This window comes from Massilia sp. 9I, assembly GCF_902506415.1.
Lineage (GTDB): Bacteria > Pseudomonadota > Gammaproteobacteria > Burkholderiales > Burkholderiaceae_D > Telluria.
Genome location: NZ_LR733275.1, coordinates 3,139,119 through 3,162,690, shown reverse-complemented (window position 1 = coordinate 3,162,690; position 23,572 = coordinate 3,139,119). Strand labels below are relative to the sequence as shown.

The window sequence follows — 23,572 nt, the reverse complement described above, 5'->3', positions numbered from 1 at the left end:
TCAAACGCCGGCGGGCCGGTCCCTCAGGCCAGCTCGTCGCGCGGATCGCGCGCCAGCAGCTGCTGCGCCATCTGGGTCGCCGCCACCCCATCGAACAGCACCGCCGCCACCGCCTCGGTGATCGGCATTTCCACTCCCAGCCTGCGCGCCAGCGCGCGCACCGACTTCGCACAGGGTACGCCTTCCGCGACGTGACCCAGTTCGGCCACGATGGTGTCCAGCTGCTTGCCCTGGGCCAGCGCCAGTCCCACGCGGCGGTTGCGCGACAGGTCGCCGGTGCAGGTGAGGATCAGGTCGCCCATGCCGGTCAGTCCCATGAAGGTGCCGGGCTGCGCGCCCAGGTGCACGCCCAGGCGGGTGATCTCGGCCAGGCCGCGCGTGATCAGGGCCGCGCGCGCGTTCAGCCCCAGGCCCAGGCCGTCGGCCGCGCCGGTGGCGATCGCCATCACGTTCTTCACCGCGCCGCCCACTTCCACGCCGACCATGTCGTCGCAGGCGTAGACGCGCAAATTGTTGCCGTGCGCCGCGGCCACCACGCGTTCGCGGAGTAGCGCCGAGGTCGAGGCCACGGTCAGCGCGCAGGGCAGGGCGCGCGCCACTTCCTGGGCAAAGGAAGGCCCTGAAAGGGCCGCGCCGGGAACGCTATCGCCCAGCACTTCGGCCACCACCTGGTGCGGCAACAGGCCGGTGCCGGCTTCGAAACCCTTGCACAGCCAGACCACGTTCGGCACATTCCGGCCCTTCAGCTGCCCCAGCAGCGGACGCAGGCCGGCCACCGGGCAGGCCAGGATCAGGAGCGGCGCTTCGCTCTCCTTCGCATCGATCACGTGCGCCAGCGCGGCCTCGAAATCGGCGCTCACCTGCAAGGCCGGCGGCAGCGGATAGCCCTTCAGATAGTGCAGGTTCTCGCGCGCGGCCTGGGTCTCGGCCATCTGCTCGGGATTACGGCCCCACAGCAGCACGTCGTGGCGGGCGGCCAGGGCGATGGCCACGGCCGTGCCCCAGGCGCCGGCGCCGAGGACGGTGATCTTGGATGGTGTTTTTTGTTCTGGCATGGAGATTAAAAAGAACGCGGCATCACAGGCCCCAGACGTCGTTGGCGCGCACGTAGCCGGCGATGCCGTCGCGGTGGCGAACCCGGATCCAGGCGAGCGCGGTGGGGTCGACCAGTTCCAGCACGACGCCCTTGTCGGCCGTCATCAGGACGGCGGAGGTTTCGTCGGGGCCGGCAAAGACCTTGGCGCCGGGCGTGCGCACCACCAGGTTGCGGCGTGCGCTCAAGCCCTTGGCCGGCGTCCAGGCCAGGTCGCCGTTGGCGTCGCGCACCTTGACCCAGTCGCCATAGCTCGACAGCACCTGCAGCGGCATGCCCTGCGGCGCGACGTACATGCGGGCGCCCTTGCTGGAAGGCGTGTCGTACAGGATCACCGGGGCCGCGCCGACGCTCTTGAAGTCGAAGGCGAACGCAGCCGGTGCTACCAGCAGGAGCACGCTTGCAAGGAGACGGATTGGAATCATGGCGGGCCGAAGGACCAGGGTGATCCGGGGCGCCGGAGGCCGGTACGCCCGGGGCGCGAACGCCGCTCGATTGCGGCGCCCGCGAATGGGTACAGCTTATTGCGCCGGAGTGGTAGCAGCCTGGGCCATTGCCTGCTGGCGCTGCTGGTAGAAGGCTTCGAAGTTGATCTCGGCCAGGTGCACCGGCGGGAAACCAGCACGGCTGATCACGTCAGCGATGTTGGCGCGCAGGTACGGGTAGACGATGTTCGGGCAGCCGATGCCCAGCAGCGGATCCATCTGCTCGGCCGGGATGTTGCGGGCTTCGAAGATGCCTGCCTGCTTGCCTTCGACCAGGAAGGCAACCTTGTCCTTCAGCTTGGCGGTGACGGTGATGGTCACGGTCGACTCGTAGATGCCCTCGGCGATGCTTTCAGCACCGACGTCCAGCGACACTTCGATGGTCGGGGCTTCCTGCTCGAGGAAGATCGACGGCGAATTCGGTTGTTCCAGCGACATGTCTTTCAGGTAGACGCGTTGGATTTGGAATACTGGTTGCAGGTTTTCGTCAGACATGGAACGCTTTCTAAATTGTGGGTGGACGGGCGCGCCGTCCCGGAACTTTGGTCAAACGCGACGGCAATTGTATCAAAATCAACTGGCGCGCAATACCCCCGCTGCCGCGCACCCGAAGCCCGTCAAATAAGGCGTTATTACCCGTTCAGCAGCGGGTCTAGGCGGCCTGCCTGGTCGAGCGCGTACAGGTCGTCGAAGCCGCCGACGTGGGTCTCGCCCACATAAATTTGCGGCACGGTGCGGCGGCCGGTGCGCTGCATCATGATCTGGCGCTGCTCCGGATCGAGGTCGACGCGGATGCGTTCGATGTCGGTCACGCCCTTGGCTTCGAGCAGGCGCTCGGCGCGGACGCAATAGGGGCAGCTGGCGGTGTGGTAGAGAACGACGTGTGCGGTCATGGTGCTTCCTTCCTGATTGCTTACTTCCGTTATTTGGTCACCGGCAAGCCGGCCGCGACCCAGGCCGCCTGGCCGCCTTCGAGCGCGTGGGCGTCTTCGAAGCCCGCCGCCTGCAGCTGGCGTAGGGCCTTGTCGGCGCGGGCGCCGGTCTGGCAGACGACGATCACGGTGCGGTTCTTCGACTTTTCCAGCTCGCCGATCCGGTTGCCCAAGTCTGCCAGCGGGATGTTTTTCGCGTCGCGCACGTGGCTGGCCGCGAATTCTTCGGCAGTCCTGACGTCCAGCACGAGGGTCTTGCCGCGGTTGATCATCTGCGTGGCCTGCAGCGGGGTGGCGCGTTTGCCGCGCGGAGCCAGTGCCGGCCAGAGCAGGGCGCCACCGGAAATCACGGCGATCGCTACGATGAAGATATTATCGAGAATGAATTTCACAAGGGTTCCGTTGGTTGAACTGAATCGGCGCATTATAAAATAGATGCCGATCGGGATTTCAATCGCACCTTTTATCCAAAGAGAGCTTATGTACAAAATCGTATTCATGCGCCATGGCGAATCCACCTGGAACCTGGAAAACCGCTTCACCGGCTGGACCGACGTCGACCTGACCGAGAAGGGCGTCAAGGAGGCCAAGAGCGCCGGCCGCGTGCTCAAGGAAGCCGGTTTCAGCTTCGACGTGGCCTACACCTCGGTGCTCAAGCGCGCGATCCGCACCCTGTGGCTGGCGCTGGACGAGATGGACATGATGTACCTGCCGATCAAGAACGATTGGCGCCTGAACGAGCGCCACTACGGCGCCCTGCAGGGTCTGGACAAGGGCGAAACGGCAGCCAAGTTCGGCGACGAGCAGGTGCTGGTATGGCGCCGCAGCTACGACACCCCGCCCCCGGCGCTCGAGGAAGGCGACGACCGCACCTCCTTCGGTGACCCGCGCTACGCCGGTCTGGCGAAGGATCAAATCCCGCTGACCGAATGCCTGAAGGACACCGTGGCGCGCGTGATGCCGGCCTGGGACGAGGAAATCGCCCCGGCCATCCGCGCCGGCAAGAAGATCCTGATCTCGGCCCACGGCAACAGCCTGCGCGCCATCATCAAGATGCTGGACAACATCAGCGACAGCGACATCGTCGGCCTGAACATTCCGAACGGCCAGCCGCTGGTCTATGAGCTGGACGAAAACCTGAAGCCGATCAAGCACTACTACCTGGGCGACCAGGAAGCGATCGCCGCCGCCGTGGCGGCCGTGGCCAACCAAGGGAAGGCGAAGTAAGTCTTGCGTTTGCCATTCACGAAGTCGGCCAGCGCGCTCCTGTTTGCGCTGCTGGCCCTCGCGCTGTCCGATTCCGCTCTTGCCCAACGCCAGACCGACCGCAGCCGCCAGAAGGCGACGGCGGAGAAGCAGCGCGTCGGCATCCAGCAAAAGCTGGAAGCGATCAAGCGCGACATCGCCCGCACCGAGGATGCCCGGGACGACGCCGCCGACGAGCTGGCCGAGTCCGAGGCCGCCATTTCCGACGCCAACCGCGCGCTGCGTGACCTGGCCGAGGAACAGGATGCGACCAGCACCCGCCTGCACGCGCTGTCGACCGAAGGAGAACGGCTGCAGCAAACAATTGTTTTTCAAAAGAAACAATTGTCGCAATTGCTGCGCGAGCACTACGTGGCCGGCAACGAAGACCGGATCAAGCTGCTGCTGTCGGGCGACAACCCGAACCGCATCAACCGCGACCTGCAGATGATGGCCTATGTCTCGCAGGCGCAGGCGAAACTGCTGAACTCGCTGCGCGCCAACCTGGCCGAAGTCGAGGCCAACCGCGACAAGGTCGAGAACGCCCAGCAGGAACTGCAGGAAATCGCCGACGAGCAGCGCGACCAGAAATCCCTGCTGGAAAAGGAAAAGACCAAGCGCAGCGCCCTGCTGCAGAACCTGTCGACGCGCCTGGCCGACCAGCGCAAGCAGGCCGACCGCCTGCAGCGCGACGAACAGCGCATGAGCGGCCTGGTCGACCGCCTGTCGCGCCTGATCCGCGAGCAGGCCGAGGCGGAAGCGCGCCGCCAGGCCGCGCTGGCCGCCGCCAAAGCGAAGGCCGAGGCGGAAGAAAAGGCGCGCGCCCTGGCGCGAGCCAAGGCGGCGTCCGAGAAGGCCGAGCGCGAGCGCATCGCACGCCAGAACGCCAAGCCGGGCACGAAGCCGGTGCCGGAACCCGAGCCGCCCAAAGTGGCCGAGCAGCCGAAACCGGTGGAAAGCAAACCGAGCGCGCCGCCGCCGCCGGAAGTCGCGCTGGCCCCGCCGGCGCCGGCGGGGGCGTTTGCCGCCCTCAAGGGGCGCCTGAGTGCCCCGGTGAACGGCACCGTGGTGGCGCGCTTCGGCAGCCGCCGCGGCCAGGGCCCGACCTGGAAAGGGACGTTCATCAAGGCGCCGGAGGGCGCCGAAGTGCGCGCCGTCGGACCGGGCCGCATCGTGCACGCCGACTGGTTGAAAGGCTGGGGCAACCTGATCATCATCGACCACGGCGGCGAATACCTGTCGACCTACGGAAACAACTCGGCCCTGCTGAAACATGTGGGCGACATGGTCAAGGCGGGCGAGGTGATCGCGAGCGCGGGCAATACCGGCGGCAACGAGGAATCGGGGCTATACTTTGAGCTCAGGCATCGCGGCCAGCCCTTCGATCCGGCAGGCTGGATCAAATTCTAGGGGCACCACATATGGGTAAGGCAAAGAACTTCGGACTGATCGGACTGGGCATGGTGGCCGGCGTGGCTGCCTCCTTCCAGTTCTCGGCGCACGCGCAGAAGGAAACCGGTGCGCCGCTGCCGCTGGACGAACTGCGCCAGCTGGCCGACGTCTACGGCCTGATCAAGACCGACTACGTCGAGCCGGTCTCGGACAAGAAGCTGCTGTCGGAAGCCATCGGCGGCATGGTCGCCTCGCTCGATCCGCACTCCGTCTACCTGGACCAGAAGGCCTACAAGGAGATGAAGGAAGCGGTGCAGGGCAAGTTCGTCGGCGTCGGCATCGAAGTGGCCAGCGAAGACGGCTACGTCAAGATCGTCGCCCCGATCGAGGACACGCCGGCGCACAAAGCCGGCATCAAGTCCGGCGACCTGATCACCCGTATCGACAATGTCCCGGTGCGCAATATGTCGCTCGACGAAGCGATCAAGCGCATGCGCGGCAAGGCCGGCAGCAAGGTCACGCTCACCATCGCGCGCCGCGGCGAGGACCGCCCCTGGGTGGTGCCGGTGCAGCGCCAGGAAATCGTGGTCGGCAGCGTCAAGGCCAAGATGATCGAGCCGGGCTACGCCTGGCTGCGCGTCAGCCAGTTCCAGGAAAACACCGTCGAGGAACTGGCCAAGAAGGCCAAGGCCTTGTACGCCGAGAACCCGGAGATCAAGGGCCTGGTGCTCGACCTGCGCAACGACCCGGGCGGCCTGCTGCCCGGCGCCATCGGCGTGTCGGCCGCCTTCCTGCCCCAGCAGGATCAATTGATTGTCTCGACCAAGGGCCAGCTGGCCGATTCGAACCACCAGTTCTACGGCCGCCGCGAATTCTATGCCCAGCGTGGCGCCGATCCGCTGGCCGGCTTGCCGGCGGGCCTGAAGAGCGTGCCGATGGTGGTGCTGGTGAACGGCGGCTCGGCCTCGGCCTCCGAGATCGTGGCCGGCGCGCTGCAGGACTACAAGCGCGCCATCATCATGGGCAGCCAGACCTTCGGCAAGGGCTCGGTACAAACCCTGCGCCAGCTGTCGCCCGACACCGCCGTCAAGCTGACCACCGCGCGCTACTACACCCCGAAAGGCCGCCCGATCCAGGCGGTCGGCATCGTGCCCGATATGCGGGTGGACGAGAGCGCGGATGGCGACGCCCTGGCGGTGCTGCGCGTGCGCGAAGCCGACCTGCAGGGCCACCTGACCGGGGAAGGCGAGAAGACCCCGGCCGCCAAGGAGCAGAAGGAAGCCTTCGAGGCCCAGCAGCGCGCGATCGCCAAGCTGAAAGACCGCAAGCCGCTCGACTACGGCGGCAAGGACGACTTCCAGCTGGCGCAGGCGATCAATCACTTCAAGGGACAGGCTGTGCAGCTGGCAAAGTCGGAGCCGGAAGCCGCCAAGCCGGCGGCGCCGAAGACGCTGCCGGGGACGGAGCAGAAGCCGGCGGAGATCAAGGGGCCGGCGAAGAAATAAATTGGCTCCCGGCCTTCGCCGGGATGACGTTGCTTGGGTTCGATGGTGATCGCCGGCGTAACTCTTTAACCCCAAGCCTAAAGACCGTCATCCCCGCGTAGGCGGGGATCCAAGTTGAATTTCGTCGCACACCCGGAACGATGAACGACACCCAACTCCTGCGCTACTCCCGCCACATCCTGCTGGACGACATCGGCATCGACGGCCAGCAGCGCCTGCTCGACGCGCACGCCTTGGTCATCGGCGCCGGCGGCCTCGGCTCGCCGGCTGCGCTCTACCTGGCGTCCGGCGGCATCGGCCACATCACCCTGGTCGACGACGATGAGGTCGACCTGACCAACCTGCAGCGCCAGGTGATGCACACGACGGCGCGCATCGGCCAGCCGAAAGCCGACTCCGGCCGCGCAGCCCTGCTCGCCATCAACCCCGAGATCGAGGTCACCGCCCTGCGCGAGCGTGCCGGCGGCGAACGCCTGCGCGAACTGGTGCGGGAAGCAACGGTAGTGCTCGACTGCAGCGACAACTTCGCCACCCGCCACGCCGTCAACCGCGCCTGCGTGCTGGAAGGCACGCCCCTGGTCTCCGGCGCCGTGATCCGCTTCGACGGCCAGCTGTCGGTATTCGACACCCGCACGCCAAGCGCTCCCTGCTACGCCTGCCTGTTCCCGGAAGACAGTAACTTCGAAGACGTTGCCTGCAGCACCATGGGCGTGTTCGCGCCCCTGGTCGGCGTGGTCGGGGCCATGCAGGCGGCCGAAGCCATGAAACTGGTGGCCGGCATCGGCGAACCGCTGGCCGGACGCCTGTTGCTGCTCGACGGGCGGGCCATGGAATGGACCGGGGTCAAAGTCGCGCGCAATCCTGCGTGCCCGGTTTGCTCCTTCCGGCGACAATGAGTACAAAAACAAGACCGCTTTAAGACAGAATTAAACTGCCCTAGTCAGTACAATATCTACGGTGCACGTGGTAGCCCGTGCAGACATGCTGGCATATACTGTCAGCCTTCAAACGTCTATCTTACAAAGAGCATCCATGCACATTGTTTCGCAACGCAAGCGCCGCGCAGGCGGTTTCACCCTGGTCGAGATCATGGTCGTCGTGGTGATCATCGGCATCCTCGGCGCCCTGGTGGTGCCGAAACTGCTGGGCCGTACCGGCGAAGCGCGCGTGACCGCGGCCAAGACCGACATTGCCACCATGATGCAGGCGCTCAAGCTCTACAAGCTCGACAACCAGCGCTACCCGAGCACCGAGCAGGGCCTGCAGGCCCTGATCACCAAGCCCACCGCGGGCCCGGCCGCCAACGGCTGGAAGGCCGGCGGCTACATGGAGAAGTTGCCGAAGGATCCGTGGGGCAACGCCTACCAATACCTGTCGCCAGGCATCCATGGCGAAGTGGACATCTTCTCGCTGGGCGCCGATGGCCAGCCCGGCGGCACCGGTGAGGATGCCGACGTCGGTTCCTGGGAATAAGGAAAGCAGATGCGGGCCCGCAGCGCCCAGGGAACGCACAACGGCGGCTTCACCCTGGTGGAGCTGCTGGTCGTGATGGTCATCATCGGCATCACGCTGGGCCTGGCTTCGCTCAACGCCATCCCCTCGCCGCGCCAGGACCTGCAGCAGGAGGCCCAGCGCCTGTCCCTGCTCCTGCAGCTGGCGCGTGACGAAGCCATCGTGCGCAACCGCCAGGTCGCCTTCGAGGCCAACGGCGAACGCTACCGTTTCGTGGTGCGCAACGACACCGGCTGGGAGCCGGTCACCCGCGACGACCTGCTGCGCGAACGCACTTTCCGCGGCGCCCCGCTGCAGCTGGTGCTGCAACCGACCATGAGCGCCGACCCCAGCACCGTGCGCATCACCTTCGGGCGCGAGCCGGTCGACAAACCCTTCGTGCTGACCCTCGCCACCGGCGGCAACGCGGTCGCGATCCGCGCCGACGGCGTCGGCCACTTTACGGTGGAATGAACATGCGCGCTCGCCAATCCGGCTTCACCCTGCTCGAAGTGCTGGTTGCCCTCGTGATCGTCGGTACCGCACTCGGCGCCGGCCTGCGCGCGGTCGGCAGCCTGACATCCAACAGCGCCGGCCTGCGCGCCTCCATGATGGCGACCTGGTCGGCAGAGAACCGCCTGGTGCAGATACGACTGGGCAAGGAATTTCCCGAAGTCGGCAAGCGCAACTTCCCCTGTCCCCAGGGGGAGCTGAACCTGATCTGCGAAGAACAGGTACTGACCAGCCCGAATCCACAATTGCGCCGGATCGAAGTGTCGGTGTTCGCGGCGGAACGTCCCGAGCAACGTATCGTCAAACTGGTCCAGCTCGTGCTGAGGCCTTCACGGACATGACCCTGCCTATTCGCACACGCCGGGGCTTCACCCTGGTCGAACTGCTGGTGGCGATCAGCATCCTTGCCATCCTGGCGGTGCTTGGCTGGCGTGGGCTGGACGGCATCGTGCGCGCCCGCATCGCACTGACCGAGCAGATGGAAGTCACGCGCGGCATGCAGTTGGCCTTTGCCCAGATGCAGAGCGACTGCGAACACCTGGCCGGGCACGAGATCATCGGCCGCCGGCCCAATCTGCAATGGGCCGACAACCGTTTCGTCCTGGTGCGCAAGGTCTACAACGAGAATGAAGCGTCGCAGCTGGTCGTGGTGTCCTACCGCGTGGTGGACGGCAACCTGGTGCGGCGCGAATCGCGCGGCACGCGTGACCTGGCTCAGCTCGAGGCCTTGTGGCAGGCTGCCGCCAGCGACGCACCGTCAGACGCGGCCTCGCCTGTGACCTTACAGGGCGGCCTGGCTGGCATGAGTATCCTGGTCTACCAGGCCAACCAATGGCGCTCGGAAGCGGCGGCTGCCGACAACGCCCCGGCTGAAGACCCGACCGGGTTGCAGGTCGGCCTGGTAGCGCAGGGGCAGGCCCAGCCCCTAACGAAATTTTTCCTGCTCGGAGGAACCTGATGCGCGCACCGTTCCGTGCCCGGCGCCAGCGCGGCGTCGCGGTCGTCACCGCGCTGTTGCTGACCACCCTGGCCATCTCGATCGTCGCCAGTCTGTTCTGGCAGCAGCAGGTCCAGGTGCGTTCGATGGAAAACCAGCGCCTGCAACTGCAGACCAAGTGGATCCTGCGCGGCGCCCTCGACTGGGCCAGCCTGGTGTTGCGCCAGGATGCCTATACCTCGGTATACACCTCGCTCGACCAGGTCTGGGCCACGCCCCTGGCCGAAACCCGCCTGGACCAGTACATCGAACGCGAGCGGGTCGAAGGTGAAAATTTTGACGCGACACTGTCCGGTAACATTATTGACGCCACGTCGCGTTACAATCTGGGCAATCTGGCAAGGAACCGCGACAAGGACGAACAGCAGGTGGCGATCCTGCAGCGCTTGCTGGACAACCTGCGCCTCGATCCGCGCATGGGAAACCGGATCGCGGATTTCGTTGCGCAGGGACAGCAGGTGGCGGCGCCGGCGGATCCGGCGGCAACGCCGGGCGGAGGGAGCGGTGGAGGCGGCGCCGAAGGCGGCGGAGGTAGTGGCGGCGGAGGTGGCGGAGGTGGCGGAGGCGGAAGCGTGGGTACGGCCCTGCCGCCGGTGCCGCCCGTGAACGGCGTGCCGATCCCGCTGCTGCAGGTCGACGACCTGCTGGCGTTGCAGGGCATCACGCCGGCGATCCTTACGCAGCTGCGACCCTTCCTGATCGTGCTACCAGCTGGAATCGAGGCAACGAAGCTGAACGTGAATACCGTGCCGGCCGAGCTGTTGGCGGCGATCGTGCCAGGAATGTCGCTGTCCCAGGCCAATAGCCTAGTGGCACGGCGCAAGACGGCGGCATGGCGCACCCCGGCGGATTTCCAAAGCCAGGCCGCGAATGGTGTGGATTTGCCCGATACCTGGGACATCAAGAGCAGCTGGTTTATCGTACAGAGCCGGATCCGGCTCGACCGTGCGGCCCTGAACGCGGAATCGCTGATCCGGCGCAATCCCGTCGTCAGTGTCGGCGGCGGCACACAAGTAATCTGGACCCGCCAGAACTAGAAGAAAGCGAGACAGTTTGACTACTCTCTACATCCGCCATCCGGCCCGGGCCGAAGGCGAGGGCGCGCTGTGCCGCTTCGCGGTAGTGTCCGATGGTGGCGCCATCGTGCAGCAAGGCGAAGGCCTGTTGCGCAACCTGGGCGACGCGGTCGCCGCCAGCCGCCGCGTGGTGCTGCTGCTGGCCGGCGCCGACGTCAGCATCATGGCGGTGCAGGCGCCGCCGCTCACCGGCGCGCGCCTGCGCGCAGCCTTGCCGGCGCTGGTCGAAGAACACATCCTCGGCGACCCGCTCGACTGCGTGCTGATGGCCGGCCCGGCCCTGCCGGACGGGCGCCGCCCGGTCGGCGTGGTCCAGCGCGACTGGCTCGAACCAACGGTGCGCGCCCTGCTCGGCATGGGAGCGAAAGCGGTGGCCGCCTACCCTTCGCAGCTGTGCCTGCCCCTGCTGCCGGGCAGCGTCAGCGCCGCCATCGGCGCCAACGAACTGCTGCTGCGCCAGGGCCAGTACGAAGGCCTCGGCCTGGCCCTCGACGGCAACCCGACGCTCACCCTGCAGACGGCGCGCGCGCTGGCCGGCGACGCGCCCCTGATCCTCTACGTGCCGCACGAACAGCTGGGCGAATACCAGGTGTTGCTGGCGGAAGCCGGTCCCGGCATCAGCCTGGAAAGCGATGCGTGGGAACACTGGATCGCAGGTAGTAAAAGCAGCAGCCTGGACCTGGTGCAGGGGCTCGGCGCCGCCGGCGTGGCCCGGCGCGACTGGAGCCGCTGGCGCTGGCCGATCCGCCTGGCGCTCGCCGCCATCGTGGTCAACATCATCGGCGTCAACATCGAATGGCTGCGCCTCAAGCGCGAAGCCACCGCGGTGCGCCAGGCCATGGACCAGACCTTCCGCAGCGCCTATCCGAACCAGCCGGTGATCGACCCGGTGGCCCAGATGCGCCAGAACATCGACCGCGCCAAGACCGCCAGCGGCCAGGTCAGCCAGGACGAGTTTGGCTGGATCGCGGGCGCCTTCGGCGAAGCGGTACGTGGTCTGGGACGCCCGCCCGGCATTGCGTCAATGGAGTTCCGGGAACGGGCCCTGACTGTGCGCGTCAAACCGGAAACCGTCGACCCCGCCAGCACCGGCCAGTTGCGCGCCGCCCTCGGCGCGCGCAACCTGAGCCTGGAAGAAACGCCGCCCGCCACCTGGGTCATCCGCGGCACCGCAGCCGGTGCCGCCGCGCCGGCAGCAACTTCGGGAGCAGCACCATGAACGCAGCAAGCAATTTCCGGGGACAAGTCGGCGCCGTACGCGAGCGCGCGCTCGCCTGGTGGCTGTCGCGCACCGACCAGGAGCGCAAGTTCCTGGCCGTGGGCGGGGCCGTGGTCCTGGTCTCGCTGGTCTACGCACTGCTGCTGGCGCCGGCCATCGAGGGCCGCGACACCCTGCGCCGCTCGCTGCCCGCGCTGCGCCAGCAGGCCGCCCAGCTGCAGAGCATGGCCGCGGAAGCCTCCACCCTGGCCGCCAACCCGGCGCCCCAGGTGCCGCCGATGACGGCCGACGCGCTGAATGCCAGCATGGCCCAGCGTGGCCTGAAGGCCGGCTCGCTCACCATGACCGGCGAATACGCCAAGATCCAGTTCAACGGCGTCTCCTTCGCCAACCTGGTCTCCTGGCTCGATGCCCAGCGGCGCGAGAACCGGGTCCAGGTGCAGGACGCCGCTTTCACCGCCTTGGGCGCGGTAGGCCAGGTCGACGCCACCCTTACGCTGCGCCAGGCCAGCGCGCCCGGCCAATGAGGCGCCTGCTGCTGTGGCTGGTGCCGGTGGTATTGGCCGTGCTCGTCACGGTGCTGGCTTTCCTGCCCGCCACCTGGCTCGGGCCGATGGTCGAAAAGCAGACCGGCGGTCGTTTGACTCTCGGGGATGCGCAGGGTACGCTCTGGAGCGGCTCAGCCTTCATCGGCGGAGCGCCGGGCGAGGGTGGGGCGGTGACGCCGCTGCTGCCGGGCCGCTTCGCCTGGCGTCTGTCGCCCCTGGTGCTGCTGGGCCAGGTCGACATGGAAATGGAGAATCCGCAAGCGCTGGCGCGCCCGGTCCGCATCACGGGCAGCTGGTCGCAGTGGCAGGTGAGCAGCGGCGAACTGCTGCTGCCGGCGGAAGGCCTGGCCGGGCTCGGCGCGCCGCTCAACACGCTGGCGCCCAGCGGGACCATCCGTCTGGTGTGGAATACGGTCGACCTGCTGCGCCAGAACAATACGGTCGCGGTGCAGGGCAGAACAGTATTAAGCCTCAGCGACATGAGTTCGCGCATGTCGCCCGTGCGGCCGCTGGGCAGCTATGAAATGGCATTCGACTGGCGCGGCAGCCAGGCCGACCTCAATTTGCGTACCGTGCGCGGTGCGCTCGTATTGACAGGCTCGGGTATGCTGCAGAAGGGCCGCCTGCGCTTTTCCGGCCAGGCGTCGGCCGCCGATGGATACGAACAGACGCTGGGCAATATGCTCAACCTGCTGGGCCAGCGCCGCATGGTGAACGGCAAAAACATAATCGCACTCGAGTTCAGATAATGACCAACAATACCCGTACCATCGTCGCCCACAAGACCCTGCGCCTGCCTGCCTTGCGCCGCCTCGCCGCTGGCGCCATGCTGTGCTGCTTCGCCGCGACCACCGTGCCGGTCGCGCCGGCCTGGGCCCAGGACAGTGCGAACGCCGCGGCGCTGAGCTTCGTCAACGCCGATATCGAATCGGTGATCAAGGCGATCGGCCACTACACCGGCATGACCTTCATCATCGACCCGCGCGTCAAGGGCACCCTCACCCTGGTGTCGGAAAAGTCGCTGACCAAGACCCAGGCCTTTGCCCTGCTCACCTCGACGCTGCGCCTGCAGGGCTATGCGGTGGTCACCAGCGGCGACGGCTATGCCAAGGTGGTGCCGGAAGCGGAAGCCAAGGCCCAGTCCTCGCCGACCCAGGTCGGCGGCGTGCGCGCCAGCCGCGCCACCGGCGACCAGATCGCGACCCAGGTGTTTTATCTGTCCTACGAATCGGCGGCGAATCTCACCGCCGTGCTGCGTCCGCTGATCTCGCCGAACAATTCCATCATGGCGAACCCGGGCAACAACACCCTGGTCATCACCGATTACGCCGACAACCTGCGCCGCCTGGCCAAGATCATCGGCGCGCTTGATACCCCGGTGGCGGCCGACCTCGACGTGATCCCGATCCGCAATGCGATCGCCTCCGACGTCGCCGCCCTCGTTACCCGCCTGATGGAACCGGCGGCCGGTGGCGACTCGGGCCGCGTCACCGTGCTGGCCGATCCGCGCACCAATTCCGTCGTGATCCGCGCGCCCTCGCAGGCGCGCGCCAACCTGGCCAAGTCGCTGATCGCCCGCCTCGACCAGCAGACATCGTCGCAAGGCAATATCCACGTCGTCTATCTGAAGAACGCTGACGCCAGCCGCGTGGCCCAGACCCTGCGCGCCGTGGTGTCGCAGGACGCGTCGGCGGTGCCGGTGCAGCAGCAGGGCACCTCGGGCGGCTCGATCCAGGCCGGATCCACCACCGGCAGCGGCCAGGGCGGCCTCGGCGGCCAGCAGGGCCAGCAGAGCAGCACCGGCATGGCCGGCACCGGCAACACCTATGGCCAGCAGAGCCAGCTCACCGCGGGCGGCGCCGGCGGCGGCCAGGGTTCCGGCTTCATCCAGGCCGACGCCTCGACCAACAGCCTGATCATCACCGCGCCGGATGCGGTCTACCGCAACTTGCGCAGCGTCATCGACCAGCTCGACGTGCGCCGCGCCCAGGTCTACATCGAGGCGCTGGTGGTCGAAGTGACTTCCAACAAGGCCTCCGAGTTCGGCGTGCAGTGGATCGGCGCCTCCGGCGACAGCGACAGCAAGTACCGTGTCGGCGGCATCCAGAATTTCACCGGCGGCGCCCAGGGCAGCAGCATCGTCAACCTGGCCGCGGCTGCCAGCACCGGCCTGTCGGGCACCTCGGTGCCGACCGTGCCGGGCGGCCTGACCTTCGGCCTGTTCCGCCAGGTCGGCGGCGAGCTTGGCCTGGGCGCGGTGGCGCGCGCCCTTGAAAACGATGGCAACGCCAACATCTTGTCGACACCGAACATGATCACACTGGACAACGAGCTGGCGACGATCAAGGTCGGCCAGAACGTCCCGATCATTACGGGTTCGTACACGACCACGGCCGCTACCGGCGGCGGCAATCCGTTCCAGACGGTCGACCGCCGCGACGTCGGCCTGCTGCTCAAGGTACGCCCGCAGATCTCGGAAGGCGGTACGATCAAGATGGCGATCTACCACGAAAACTCGAGCGTCGACCCGTCCACCCGCACCGCGGCATCGGGCCTGACCACCAACGTGCGCGCGATCGAAAGCAATGTGCTGGCCGACGACGGCCAGATCATCGTGCTCGGCGGCCTGATCGAGGATACCGAGGGCGATGGCCAAGAGAAAGTACGCGGCCTGGGCGACATCCCGGTGCTGGGCAACCTGTTCAAGTACCGCACCCGCAGTCGGGTCAAGACCAACCTGATGGTGTTCCTGCGCCCGGTAGTGGTGCGCAGCAAAGAAGCATCGAATGCGCTGGCCATGGACCGTTACGACTACATGCGCGCCGCCGGCGCGTCGGGCCAGGCCTCTCAGGACGAGACCGTCCTGATGCGCAACCTCGGCGTGCCGGCCCTGCCGCCGCTGACCAATGGCCAGCCGCCGGTCGGCGGCACCATGGCGACCGCGCCAGTGCAGACGGCGCCGGCAGCCGGCGCTGCGCCGGGCGCGGCCAGCGGCCAGGGCGTGCCGCCGAACCAGCCGGCGCAGCCCGCTTCGCAGTTCCGCCCGGTGACGCCATCGAACCAGAAATAAGCAGACCATGAACAATTTGTTGCCTTTCGCCTTCGCCCGTGATCACGGCGTGCTGGCGCGCGGCGGGGACGAACCGGGCCAGGCCATCGAGGTGCTGGTCTCCGGTGCCACCGCCCCTGCCGCCATCGCGGAAGTCTCGCGCCGTTTCGGCCGCATCACCCTGCGCCGCCTCGAGCGCGGCGAGCTCGACGAGGCCATCGCCAAGGCCTATGCCGGCTCCGGCGGCGACGCCTCGCAGGTGGTGGACGAGTTCGACGCCGACCTCGACCTCACCCGGCTGCTGCAGGACGTGCCGGCCATCGAAGACCTGCTGGAATCCTCGGATGACGCACCCGTCATCCGCATGATCAACGCGCTGCTCACGCAGTCGCTGCGCGAAGGCGCGTCCGACATCCACATCGAGCCCTTCGAACAGACCTCGGTGGTGCGCTTCCGCGTCGACGGCGCGCTGCGCGACATCGTGCGCCCCAGGAAAGCGATCCACGCGTCGCTGATCTCGCGTATCAAGATCATGTCGCAGCTCGACATCGCCGAGAAGCGCCTGCCGCAGGACGGCCGCATCACCCTGCGCATCGGCGGCAAACCGGTCGACGTACGCGTCTCGACCCTGCCGACCGGGCACGGTGAGCGCGCGGTGCTGCGCCTGCTCGATAAGGAAGCCGGCCGCCTCGACCTGTCGCACCTGGGCATGAGCCCGGAGCTGCTGCCGCAGTTCGACCGCCTGATCAACCAGCCGCACGGCATCGTGCTGGTGACCGGCCCGACCGGTTCCGGTAAAACCACCACGCTGTACGCGGCGCTGTCGCGCCTGAACGCGGCCACCACCAACATCATGACGGTGGAAGACCCGATCGAATACGACCTCAACGGTGTCGGCCAGACCCAGGTCAACGCCCGCATCGACATGACCTTCGCCAAGGCCCTGCGCGCCATCCTGCGCCAGGACCCGGACGTGATCATGATCGGCGAGATCCGCGACCTGGAAACGGCGCAGATCGCGGTCCAGGCTTCGCTTACGGGCCACCTGGTGCTGGCGACCCTGCACACCAATGACGCGGCCTCGGCCGTCACCCGCCTGCTCGACATGGGCATCGAGCCGTTCCTGCTGTCCTCGTCGCTGCTCGGTGTGATGGCGCAGCGCCTGGTGCGTAAGCTCTGCGTGTACTGCAAGGTCAGCGACGCCAGCGGCTGGCATGCGGTGGGCTGCGAACGCTGCGGCCACACCGGTTACCACGGCCGGGTCGGCGTCTACGAGCTGCTGGAAACCAATGAGGAAATCCGGGCCCAGATCCACAACCAGGCGTCGGAAGCCGAGATCCGCGACACGGCGCAAAAGGCCGGCATGAAGACCATGCGCGAGGACGGCGAACGCTGGCTGCGGGACGGCACCACCACGCGCGCCGAACTGGTGCGCGTGACCAAGGATTAAGGACAGCCGATGCCGGCATTTCGCTACGAAGCCGTCGACGCGGGCGGCGCCACCAAGAAGGGCGTGGTCAACGCCGACAGCCCGCGCTCGGCGCGCGCCGACCTGCGCGTGCAGGGCCTCACGCCTCTGAGTGTGGAGATGATTGCGGCCCAGGTGGACGAAGCGGGCGTGGCGCGCTCGCGCGGCCTGGGCGAGCGCCTGTCGCAGGTCGAGCTGGCCCTGTTCACGCGCCAGCTGGCCAGCCTGCTGGAAGCCGGCCTGCCGCTGGAGCAGGCCTTCACCGCGCTGCTGGAACAGGCCGAGCGGCCCTACGTGCGCGACCTGATCGCCTCGATCCGCTCCGAAGTGATGGGCGGCGTGTCCTTTTCCAGCGCGCTGTCGCGCCATCCGCGCGACTTCGCCGAGATCTACCGCGCCCTGGTCTCGTCGGGCGAGCAGATCGGCCAGCTGGCGCGTGTGCTGTCGCGCCTGGCCGACTACATCGAACGCCGCAACGCCCTGGTGCAGAAGGTGCGCCTGGCCTTCACCTACCCGGCGATCGTCACCGTGGTGGCCTTCGCCATCGTCATCTTCCTGCTCACCTACGTGGTGCCGCAGATCGTCTCCGTGTTCGCCAACACCAAGCAGAAGCTGCCCTTCCTCACCGTGATGATGCTGGCGATTTCCGACTTCGTGCGGGCCTACGGCATCTACGTCGCGATCCTGCTGGTCGGCGCATTCTGGATGTGGCGGCGCGCGCTGCGCAACCCCGACCTCAAGCGGCGCTGGCATACCTGGCTGCTGAACGCCCCCGTGTACGGCAAGTTCGAGCGCAGCCTGAACACGGCGCGCTTCGCCAGCACGCTGGCAATCACCACCGGTTCCGGCGTGCCGATCCTGCGCGCGCTCGAGACCAGCCGCGACACCCTGTCGAATGTGGCGATGGCCGAACTGGTCGACCAGGCGACCGCCAGCGTGCGCGAAGGCGTGAGCCTGGCGCGCGCGCTGTCGGCCCAGAAGCACTTCCCGCCGATGCTGGTGCACATGATCCGCGCCGGCGAAATCACCGGCGAGCTGCCCGCCATGCTCGAGCGCGCCGCCAACTCGCAGCAGGCCGACCTGGAGCGCCGCACGCTCACCATCGCCGGCCTGCTGGAGCCGGTGCTGATCCTGGCCATGGGCCTGGTGGTGCTCCTGATCGTGCTGGCGGTCCTGATGCCGATCATCGAGATCAACCAGCTGGTGCGCTGAACGAGAATAACAACAAGGAAGCCATGAACAAGCGTTTGCCTCTCCTTTTCACCCTGCTCGCGCTGATCCTGCTGGTGGCCTCGATCGCCTACTGGTTCCTGCAGCTGTACAAGCCCGAGCAGCGTCCGCTGGCGCCGCCGCCCGTGGTGGCGCAGGCCGAGCCGAGCCCGGAGGCTGCCGCCTACCTGTTCGGCGGCCAGCCGACCGCGGTGGCGATCTCCAACTACCAGCTCACCGGCGTCATTTCCGCCGGCCCCGCCAGCGCCGTGATCCTGGTGGCCGAAGGCTCGCCACCGAAAGCGGTGCGCATCGGCCGCGAGATCGTGCCGGGCGTGACGGTGGCCGAAGTGCACCCGCGCTACATCATGCTGTCCGAAGGCGGCGTGATGAAACGGGTCGACCTGGCGCCGGATACCGGCGCCTCCGGCCAGATGGGCGGCATGGCCACCCCGCCGGGGGCAGGGCACCAGCCGGTCGCCGTCGCGCCGGCGCCGGGTGTCGAGCCCCAGACTTCGCCGGGTGTCGTCGCTGCGCCGCCGACCATGCAATCGGTGCCGCCGGCAGGCGGCCCACCGGGCGGCACGCCGACCACCCCGGAGAACGCGATCCCGGCAGGTTATGTGCCGGAACCGAACGCGGATGGCAACGTGCCCGGCCAGCCCAACCAGCAGCAAGGCCAGAACCCGCCGCCGCCGAACCAGGTGCAGATGCCGCCGCCCACCCGTGCGGTAGGGAGCCCGGTGAACCAGCCCTCCCAGGTCCAGTAAGCAAAAACGCCGCAGCGATGCGGCGTTTTTCTTTAGGACTTGCCGTGCCCATGCATATCCCGGTATAAAGTTGCTACCTGTCAAATCCATAACGCCCACCGGAGGTAGCACTTGAATCGCACCCATGCCCTGTCGCGTATCGCCCTGTCTTGCCTGGCCGCCCTGAGCTGGTCCACCGCCCAGGCCGCCGACGTCACCATCACCGCCGACCGCCTGCTCGACGTGCGCACCGGCCGCATGGTGCAGAACCCGGAAATCCTGGTGCGCGACGGCCGCGTCGTCAGCATCAAGCCGAATGCCGGCGCAGCTGGCGGCGGCGACGGCGAGCGTATCGCCCTGCCGGGCATGACCCTGGTGCCGGGCCTGATCGACATGCACGTCCACCTCGATTCCGACCCCACCTACGGCGGCTACACCGGCCTCGAATACAACGACCGCTTCTGGTCGGCCCTGGCCGTGGCCCACGCCGGCAAGACCCTGGACGCCGGCTTCACCACCGTGCGCAACGTCGGCGCGTCGGACTGGAACGACGTCGGCCTGAGCCAGGCGATCGCCGCCGGCAAGGTGCGCGGCCCGCGTATCGTTCCTGCGGCCTGGTCCTTCGGCGCCACCGGCGGCCACTGCGATAGCACCTACTTCCCGCCCTCGATGGAAGAGAAGAACCCGTACAACGCCGACGGCCCGGACGCGGTGCGCAAGTCGGTACGCGCGCTGCGCAAGTATGGCGCCCAGGTGATCAAGGTCTGCGCCACCGGCGGCGTGTTCTCGCGTAACACCGAGCCCGGCCAGCAGCAGATGAACTACGCCGAACTGCGCGCCGCGGTGGAAGAGGCGGCCCAGTGGGGCCTGAAGGTGGCGGCCCACGCCCACGGCGCGGCCGGCATCAAGGATGCGATCCGCGCCGGCGTCACCACCATCGAGCACGCCAGCCTGATCGACGACGAGGGGATCGCGCTCGCCAAGAAACATGGCGCCTGGCTGTCGATGGACATCTACAACGGCGACTACACCGCGGCCGAGGGCAAGAAAAACGGCGTACTGGAAGACAACCTGCGCAAGGACCGCGAGGTGACGGAGATCCAGCGCCAGAACTTCAAGAAGGCGCATGCGGCCGGCGTGAAGATGGTGTTCGGCACCGACGCCGGCGTGCACCCGCACGGTGGCAACGCCAAGCAGTTCGCGGTGATGGTGAAGTACGGCATGACGCCGCTGCAGGCGATCCAGGCTGCGACCATCAATGCCTCCGAAGCACTGGACCGCAAGGACGTCGGCATCGTCGAGGCCGGCCGCTTCGCCGACATGGTGGCGGTGCAGGGCGACCCGACCGTCAACGTGCAGCTGCTGGAAGCCCCGGCGGTGGTGATCCTGGGCGGTAACGTGGTCAAGCGCAACGTGCCCTGATCCACCCAATCGACTCTTCCTCCTGCGGGCGCCCTATGGCGCCCGTTGTCATTTCAGGCGCATGCTATGCGGGGCATCTCCTGTCAAAACATATATTCGAAAATTTCGATTATATAACTGCAAATTATCCGTTTTTCATTTCCGTTTTAGCCACGCATAATGACTCCATCGCAGCAAAGACACGGGCGCTAAGGAGAACGGAAGCACTGTTCCATAAGCATCGAAGCGTTCGATTATTTTCACGCAGAGCAAGGAGCAGATCATGTACCTGATTTCCCTCGGCGCCGGCATCCTCGCCGGCCTGGTCTACGGACTGATCAACGTCCGCTCGCCGGCCCCGCCGGCAATCGCCCTGGTCGGCCTGCTCGGCATGCTGATCGGCGAACAGGTGGTCCCGGTCGCCAAACGCGTGATCGAAGGCACGCCGATCACCAAAGCCTGGTTCGCCAGCGAATGCCAGCCCCGCATTACCGGCGTGCCGAACGCCAAAGACGATAGCAAGAACTGAAGTCCAAACGCAGTCCAACACTTACTGAAGGAGAACGTCATGAGCAACGCAAAACTGGAAGTCCTGACCCCGGAAAACTCGCAGCTGATCATCATCGACCACCAGCCGCAAATGGCCTTCGGTGTGCAGTCGATCGACCGCCAGACCCTGAAGAACAACGTGGTCGGCCTGGCCAAGGCAGCCAAGGCCTTCGACATCCCGACCATCATCACCACCGTCGAGACCGAATCCTTCTCCGGCCGCACCTACCCCGAAATCCTGGACGTGTTCCCGAACCACGCGATCCTGGAGCGCACCTCGATGAACTCCTGGGATGACCAGAAGGTCCGCGACGCGCTGAAAGCCAACGGCCGCAAGAAGGTCATCGTGGCGGGACTGTGGACCGAAGTCTGCAACACCACCTTCGCCCTGTGCGCCATGCTGGAAGGCGAGTACGAGATCTACATGGTGGCCGACGCTTCGGGCGGCACCTCGAAGGACGCCCACGATTTCGCGATGCAGCGCATGGTGCAGGCCGGCGTGGTGCCGGTCACCTGGCAGCAAGTCCTGCTGGAATGGCAGCGCGACTGGGCGCACCGCGACACCTATGACGCCGTGATCAAGATCGTCACCGAGCACTCGGGCGCCTACGGCATGGGCGTGGACTACGCCTACACCATGGTCCACAAGGCGCCGGCCCGCAACCAGGGCGCGAACGAAGTCCTGGCCCCGGTCCCCGCACCGGTCCGCTAAGCCCAGACGCACACGGTCCGCCCGGCGGCGGACCGCACACCACCCAGCCAGGAGCCGAATCATGCAAGCGCAAATCACCCAGGCCGCAGCGCCGCTCATCCTCGTCAACGGCAGGTTCGCCACCCTCGACCGCGCGCAGCCCGCCGCCAGCGCGGTCGCCATCCAGAACGGCCGTTTCCTCGCCGTGGGCGACCGCGAGCACGTGATGCGTCACCACCAGGCCGGCAGCCAGGTCATCGACCTGAACGGCCGCACCGTGATCCCGGGCCTGAACGACTCGCACCTGCACCTGATCCGTGGTGGCCTGAACTACAACCTCGAGCTGCGCTGGGAAGGCTTGCCCTCGCTCGCCGACGCCCTGCGCATGCTGAAGGAACAAGCCCTGCGCACCCCGAATCCGCAGTGGGTGCGCGTGGTCGGCGGCTGGAACGAATTCCAGTTCGCCGAGAAGCGCATGCCGACGCTGGAAGAAATCAATGCCGCCGCGCCCGACACCCCGGTATTCATCCTGCACCTGTACGACCGCGCGCTGCTCAACCGCGCCGCGCTGCGCGCCGTCGGCTATACGAAGGACACGCCGAACCCGCCGGGTGGCGAGATCCAGCGCGACGCCAGCGGTAACCCGACCGGCATGCTGATCGCACGGCCCAACGCGATGATCCTGTACGCGACCCTCGCCAAGGGCCCGAAGCTGCCCTACGACCTGCAGGTAAATTCGACGCGCCAGTTCATGCGCGAGCTGAATCGGCTCGGCATCACCAGCGCGATCGACGCCGGCGGCGGCTTCCAGAACTACCCTGAGGACTACAACGTCATCGAGGAACTCGACCGCGCCGAACAGCTCACCATCCGCATCGCCTACAACCTGTTCACCCAGAACAAGGGCCAGGAGCTGGAGGACTTCCAGCGCTGGACCGGCATGGTGACGCCGGGGCAGGGCAGCGACTACTACCGCCACAACGGCGCCGGCGAAATGCTGGTGTTCTCGGCCGCCGACTTCGAGGACTTCCTCGAGCCGCGTCCCGAGCTGGCCGAAGGCATGGAAGGCGAACTCGAAAAGGTGGTGCGCCACCTGGTGAGCGAGCGCTGGCCTTTCCGCCTGCACGCCACCTACGACGAATCGATCAGCCGCATGCTGGACGTGTTCGAGAAGATCAACCGCGAGATTCCCTTCAACGGCCTGCACTGGATGTTCGACCACTGCGAAACCATCAGCCCGGCCAACATCGAGCGCGTCAAGGCGCTGGGCGGCGGCATCGCGATCCAGCACCGCATGGCCTTCCAGGGCGAGTATTTTGTGGACCGCTACGGCGCCGAGGCGGCGAAAGCCACGCCGCCGGTGAAGACCATGCTGGAGATGGGCGTGCCGGTCGGCGCCGGCACCGACGCCACCCGCGTGGCCAGCTACAACCCCTGGACCGCGCTGTACTGGCTGGTCACCGGCCGCACCGTCGGCGGCCTGCCGCTGTACGGCGACAAGGGCCTGCTCGACCGCAGCGTCGCGCTCGAACTGTGGACCTCGGGCAGCGCCTGGTTCTCGAACGAGCAGGGACGCAAGGGCCGCATCCAGGAAGGCATGCTGGCCGACCTGGTCGCGCTGTCCGATGACTTCTTCACGGTCGATGCGGAAGACATCAAGGCCATCGAATCGGTGCTGACCGTGGTCGGCGGCAAGGTGGTGTACGGCGCCGCCGAATTCAGCGACCTGGGACCGGCCCCGATCCCGGTGCTGCCCGAATGGTCGCCGGTACACAAGGTGCCGGGCCACTGGCGCAAGGCCGCGCCGCAGCAGCAATCGCACATGGCGCTGCCGCACCAGTGCAGCGGGCCTTGCGGCGTGCACGCCCACAGCCATGACCGCGCGCGCAAGTCGAACGTTCCTGTCTCGGACTTCGGCGGCTTCTGGGGTGCTTTCGGCTGCAGCTGCTTCGCGTTCTGA

25 protein-coding genes are annotated in these 23,572 nt (G+C 67.0%); 20 read left to right on the top strand and 5 right to left on the bottom strand.

Translation table 11 applies throughout. The features are described from left to right. Positions 1-23 precede the first annotated feature (23 nt). The 5 genes from GV068_RS14135 to GV068_RS14115 all read right to left on the bottom strand — a co-directional run bounded on the left by GV068_RS14135 (position 24) and on the right by GV068_RS14115 (position 2,902). The gene (locus GV068_RS14135) at positions 24-1,055 is read right to left on the bottom strand and encodes an NAD(P)H-dependent glycerol-3-phosphate dehydrogenase (RefSeq protein ID WP_159698816.1); all 1,032 of its coding nucleotides are present in this window, start codon (positions 1,053-1,055) and stop codon (positions 24-26) included. Positions 1,056-1,077: 22 nt separating this feature from the next. Then, the gene (locus tag GV068_RS14130; RefSeq protein ID WP_159698813.1) at positions 1,078-1,518 is read right to left on the bottom strand and encodes an SH3 domain-containing protein; all 441 of its coding nucleotides are present in this window, start codon (positions 1,516-1,518) and stop codon (positions 1,078-1,080) included. A 96-nt stretch (positions 1,519-1,614) separates the two neighbouring features. Further along, positions 1,615-2,073: a protein-export chaperone SecB gene (gene secB / locus GV068_RS14125; protein WP_159698810.1), complete on the bottom strand. Its 459-nt coding sequence runs from the start codon at positions 2,071-2,073 to the stop codon at positions 1,615-1,617. A 137-nt stretch (positions 2,074-2,210) separates the two neighbouring features. Beyond that, on the bottom strand, positions 2,211-2,471 hold the full coding sequence (gene grxC / locus GV068_RS14120) for a glutaredoxin 3 (RefSeq protein ID WP_159698807.1): 261 nt from the start codon (positions 2,469-2,471) through the stop codon (positions 2,211-2,213). 29 nt (positions 2,472-2,500) lie between these two features. After that, a complete protein-coding gene (locus GV068_RS14115) occupies positions 2,501-2,902 on the bottom strand; it encodes a rhodanese-like domain-containing protein (protein ID WP_159698804.1) in 402 nt (133 codons plus the stop codon). A gap of 88 nt (positions 2,903-2,990) precedes the next feature. On the opposite strand from GV068_RS14115, the gene gpmA reads away from it, so the two are divergent. The 20 genes from gpmA (at position 2,991) to GV068_RS14015 (ending at position 23,572) form a co-directional block, all read left to right on the top strand. Continuing rightward, positions 2,991-3,737, top strand: coding sequence for a 2,3-diphosphoglycerate-dependent phosphoglycerate mutase (gene gpmA / locus GV068_RS14110; protein WP_159698801.1), 747 nt, complete (start codon positions 2,991-2,993; stop codon positions 3,735-3,737). A 9-nt stretch (positions 3,738-3,746) separates the two neighbouring features. Further along, positions 3,747-5,165 (top strand): murein hydrolase activator EnvC, encoded by a 1,419-nt coding sequence (locus tag GV068_RS14105; RefSeq protein WP_159705010.1) that lies wholly within the window; start codon positions 3,747-3,749, stop codon positions 5,163-5,165. 11 nt (positions 5,166-5,176) lie between these two features. Further along, positions 5,177-6,652, top strand: coding sequence for a S41 family peptidase (locus tag GV068_RS14100; RefSeq protein WP_159698798.1), 1,476 nt, complete (start codon positions 5,177-5,179; stop codon positions 6,650-6,652). A 140-nt stretch (positions 6,653-6,792) separates the two neighbouring features. Beyond that, positions 6,793-7,548 (top strand): molybdopterin-synthase adenylyltransferase MoeB, encoded by a 756-nt coding sequence (locus tag GV068_RS14095; RefSeq protein ID WP_159698795.1) that lies wholly within the window; start codon positions 6,793-6,795, stop codon positions 7,546-7,548. 136 nt (positions 7,549-7,684) lie between these two features. Beyond that, the gene (gspG, locus tag GV068_RS14090) at positions 7,685-8,125 is read left to right on the top strand and encodes a type II secretion system major pseudopilin GspG (RefSeq protein WP_159698792.1); all 441 of its coding nucleotides are present in this window, start codon (positions 7,685-7,687) and stop codon (positions 8,123-8,125) included. Between the two features lie 9 nt (positions 8,126-8,134). Beyond that, complete coding sequence (locus GV068_RS14085; protein ID WP_159698789.1) at positions 8,135-8,617, top strand: GspH/FimT family pseudopilin; 483 nt, start codon at positions 8,135-8,137, stop codon at positions 8,615-8,617. Continuing rightward, a complete protein-coding gene (gene gspI / locus GV068_RS14080; RefSeq protein WP_159698786.1) occupies positions 8,614-8,997 on the top strand; it encodes a type II secretion system minor pseudopilin GspI in 384 nt (127 codons plus the stop codon). Before GV068_RS14085 ends, gspI begins: the two co-directional genes overlap by 4 nt. Next, a complete protein-coding gene (locus tag GV068_RS14075; protein WP_159698783.1) occupies positions 8,994-9,614 on the top strand; it encodes a type II secretion system protein J in 621 nt (206 codons plus the stop codon). Before gspI ends, GV068_RS14075 begins: the two co-directional genes overlap by 4 nt. Then, positions 9,614-10,690, top strand: coding sequence for a type II secretion system minor pseudopilin GspK (gene gspK, locus GV068_RS14070; RefSeq protein ID WP_159698780.1), 1,077 nt, complete (start codon positions 9,614-9,616; stop codon positions 10,688-10,690). The genes GV068_RS14075 and gspK overlap by 1 nt, the downstream gene beginning before the upstream one ends. A 16-nt stretch (positions 10,691-10,706) precedes the next feature. Continuing rightward, positions 10,707-11,948: a type II secretion system protein GspL gene (gspL, locus tag GV068_RS14065; RefSeq protein ID WP_159698777.1), complete on the top strand. Its 1,242-nt coding sequence runs from the start codon at positions 10,707-10,709 to the stop codon at positions 11,946-11,948. Then, complete coding sequence (gspM, locus tag GV068_RS14060) at positions 11,945-12,475, top strand: type II secretion system protein GspM (RefSeq protein WP_159698774.1); 531 nt, start codon at positions 11,945-11,947, stop codon at positions 12,473-12,475. The genes gspL and gspM overlap by 4 nt, the downstream gene beginning before the upstream one ends. Further along, positions 12,472-13,245, top strand: coding sequence for a type II secretion system protein N (gene gspN / locus GV068_RS14055; protein ID WP_159698771.1), 774 nt, complete (start codon positions 12,472-12,474; stop codon positions 13,243-13,245). Before gspM ends, gspN begins: the two co-directional genes overlap by 4 nt. After that, positions 13,245-15,566 carry a type II secretion system secretin GspD gene (gspD, locus tag GV068_RS14050; RefSeq protein ID WP_159698768.1) on the top strand — a complete coding sequence of 774 codons (2,322 nt, stop codon included), beginning with the start codon at positions 13,245-13,247 and terminating at the stop codon, positions 15,564-15,566. The genes gspN and gspD overlap by 1 nt, the downstream gene beginning before the upstream one ends. Before the next feature lie 7 nt (positions 15,567-15,573). Next, positions 15,574-16,995 carry a type II secretion system ATPase GspE gene (gene gspE / locus GV068_RS14045; RefSeq protein WP_159698765.1) on the top strand — a complete coding sequence of 474 codons (1,422 nt, stop codon included), beginning with the start codon at positions 15,574-15,576 and terminating at the stop codon, positions 16,993-16,995. A gap of 9 nt (positions 16,996-17,004) precedes the next feature. Beyond that, positions 17,005-18,225 (top strand): type II secretion system inner membrane protein GspF, encoded by a 1,221-nt coding sequence (gene gspF / locus GV068_RS14040; protein WP_159698762.1) that lies wholly within the window; start codon positions 17,005-17,007, stop codon positions 18,223-18,225. A gap of 23 nt (positions 18,226-18,248) precedes the next feature. Beyond that, a complete protein-coding gene (locus GV068_RS14035) occupies positions 18,249-18,992 on the top strand; it encodes a hypothetical protein (RefSeq protein ID WP_201303291.1) in 744 nt (247 codons plus the stop codon). 111 nt (positions 18,993-19,103) lie between these two features. Then, positions 19,104-20,393: an amidohydrolase family protein gene (locus GV068_RS14030; RefSeq protein ID WP_308637229.1), complete on the top strand. Its 1,290-nt coding sequence runs from the start codon at positions 19,104-19,106 to the stop codon at positions 20,391-20,393. A 262-nt stretch (positions 20,394-20,655) separates the two neighbouring features. After that, entirely contained in the window at positions 20,656-20,901 is a 246-nt protein-coding gene (locus tag GV068_RS14025) for a XapX domain-containing protein (RefSeq protein WP_159698758.1), read from the top strand. A 39-nt stretch (positions 20,902-20,940) separates the two neighbouring features. Next, a complete protein-coding gene (locus GV068_RS14020) occupies positions 20,941-21,633 on the top strand; it encodes a hydrolase (RefSeq protein WP_159698755.1) in 693 nt (230 codons plus the stop codon). Positions 21,634-21,694: 61 nt separating this feature from the next. Continuing rightward, the gene (locus tag GV068_RS14015; RefSeq protein WP_159698752.1) at positions 21,695-23,572 is read left to right on the top strand and encodes an amidohydrolase; all 1,878 of its coding nucleotides are present in this window, start codon (positions 21,695-21,697) and stop codon (positions 23,570-23,572) included.

What these genes read in the sequence shown, in the direction of transcription:
- GV068_RS14135 (WP_159698816.1), bottom strand. Translation starts at nt 1,055, where the DNA reads ATGCCAGAACAAAAAACACCATCCAAGATCACCGTCCTCGGCGCCGGC.
- GV068_RS14130 (WP_159698813.1), bottom strand. Translation starts at nt 1,518, where the DNA reads ATGATTCCAATCCGTCTCCTTGCAAGCGTGCTCCTGCTGGTAGCACCG.
- secB (WP_159698810.1), bottom strand. Translation starts at nt 2,073, where the DNA reads ATGTCTGACGAAAACCTGCAACCAGTATTCCAAATCCAACGCGTCTAC.
- grxC (WP_159698807.1), bottom strand. Translation starts at nt 2,471, where the DNA reads ATGACCGCACACGTCGTTCTCTACCACACCGCCAGCTGCCCCTATTGC.
- gpmA (WP_159698801.1), top strand. Translation starts at nt 2,991, where the DNA reads ATGTACAAAATCGTATTCATGCGCCATGGCGAATCCACCTGGAACCTG.
- GV068_RS14100 (WP_159698798.1), top strand. Translation starts at nt 5,177, where the DNA reads ATGGGTAAGGCAAAGAACTTCGGACTGATCGGACTGGGCATGGTGGCC.
- GV068_RS14095 (WP_159698795.1), top strand. Translation starts at nt 6,793, where the DNA reads ATGAACGACACCCAACTCCTGCGCTACTCCCGCCACATCCTGCTGGAC.
- gspG (WP_159698792.1), top strand. Translation starts at nt 7,685, where the DNA reads ATGCACATTGTTTCGCAACGCAAGCGCCGCGCAGGCGGTTTCACCCTG.
- GV068_RS14085 (WP_159698789.1), top strand. Translation starts at nt 8,135, where the DNA reads ATGCGGGCCCGCAGCGCCCAGGGAACGCACAACGGCGGCTTCACCCTG.
- gspI (WP_159698786.1), top strand. Translation starts at nt 8,614, where the DNA reads ATGAACATGCGCGCTCGCCAATCCGGCTTCACCCTGCTCGAAGTGCTG.
- GV068_RS14075 (WP_159698783.1), top strand. Translation starts at nt 8,994, where the DNA reads ATGACCCTGCCTATTCGCACACGCCGGGGCTTCACCCTGGTCGAACTG.
- gspK (WP_159698780.1), top strand. Translation starts at nt 9,614, where the DNA reads ATGCGCGCACCGTTCCGTGCCCGGCGCCAGCGCGGCGTCGCGGTCGTC.
- gspM (WP_159698774.1), top strand. Translation starts at nt 11,945, where the DNA reads ATGAACGCAGCAAGCAATTTCCGGGGACAAGTCGGCGCCGTACGCGAG.
- gspN (WP_159698771.1), top strand. Translation starts at nt 12,472, where the DNA reads ATGAGGCGCCTGCTGCTGTGGCTGGTGCCGGTGGTATTGGCCGTGCTC.
- gspD (WP_159698768.1), top strand. Translation starts at nt 13,245, where the DNA reads ATGACCAACAATACCCGTACCATCGTCGCCCACAAGACCCTGCGCCTG.
- gspE (WP_159698765.1), top strand. Translation starts at nt 15,574, where the DNA reads ATGAACAATTTGTTGCCTTTCGCCTTCGCCCGTGATCACGGCGTGCTG.
- gspF (WP_159698762.1), top strand. Translation starts at nt 17,005, where the DNA reads ATGCCGGCATTTCGCTACGAAGCCGTCGACGCGGGCGGCGCCACCAAG.
- GV068_RS14035 (WP_201303291.1), top strand. Translation starts at nt 18,249, where the DNA reads ATGAACAAGCGTTTGCCTCTCCTTTTCACCCTGCTCGCGCTGATCCTG.
- GV068_RS14025 (WP_159698758.1), top strand. Translation starts at nt 20,656, where the DNA reads ATGTACCTGATTTCCCTCGGCGCCGGCATCCTCGCCGGCCTGGTCTAC.
- GV068_RS14020 (WP_159698755.1), top strand. Translation starts at nt 20,941, where the DNA reads ATGAGCAACGCAAAACTGGAAGTCCTGACCCCGGAAAACTCGCAGCTG.
- GV068_RS14015 (WP_159698752.1), top strand. Translation starts at nt 21,695, where the DNA reads ATGCAAGCGCAAATCACCCAGGCCGCAGCGCCGCTCATCCTCGTCAAC.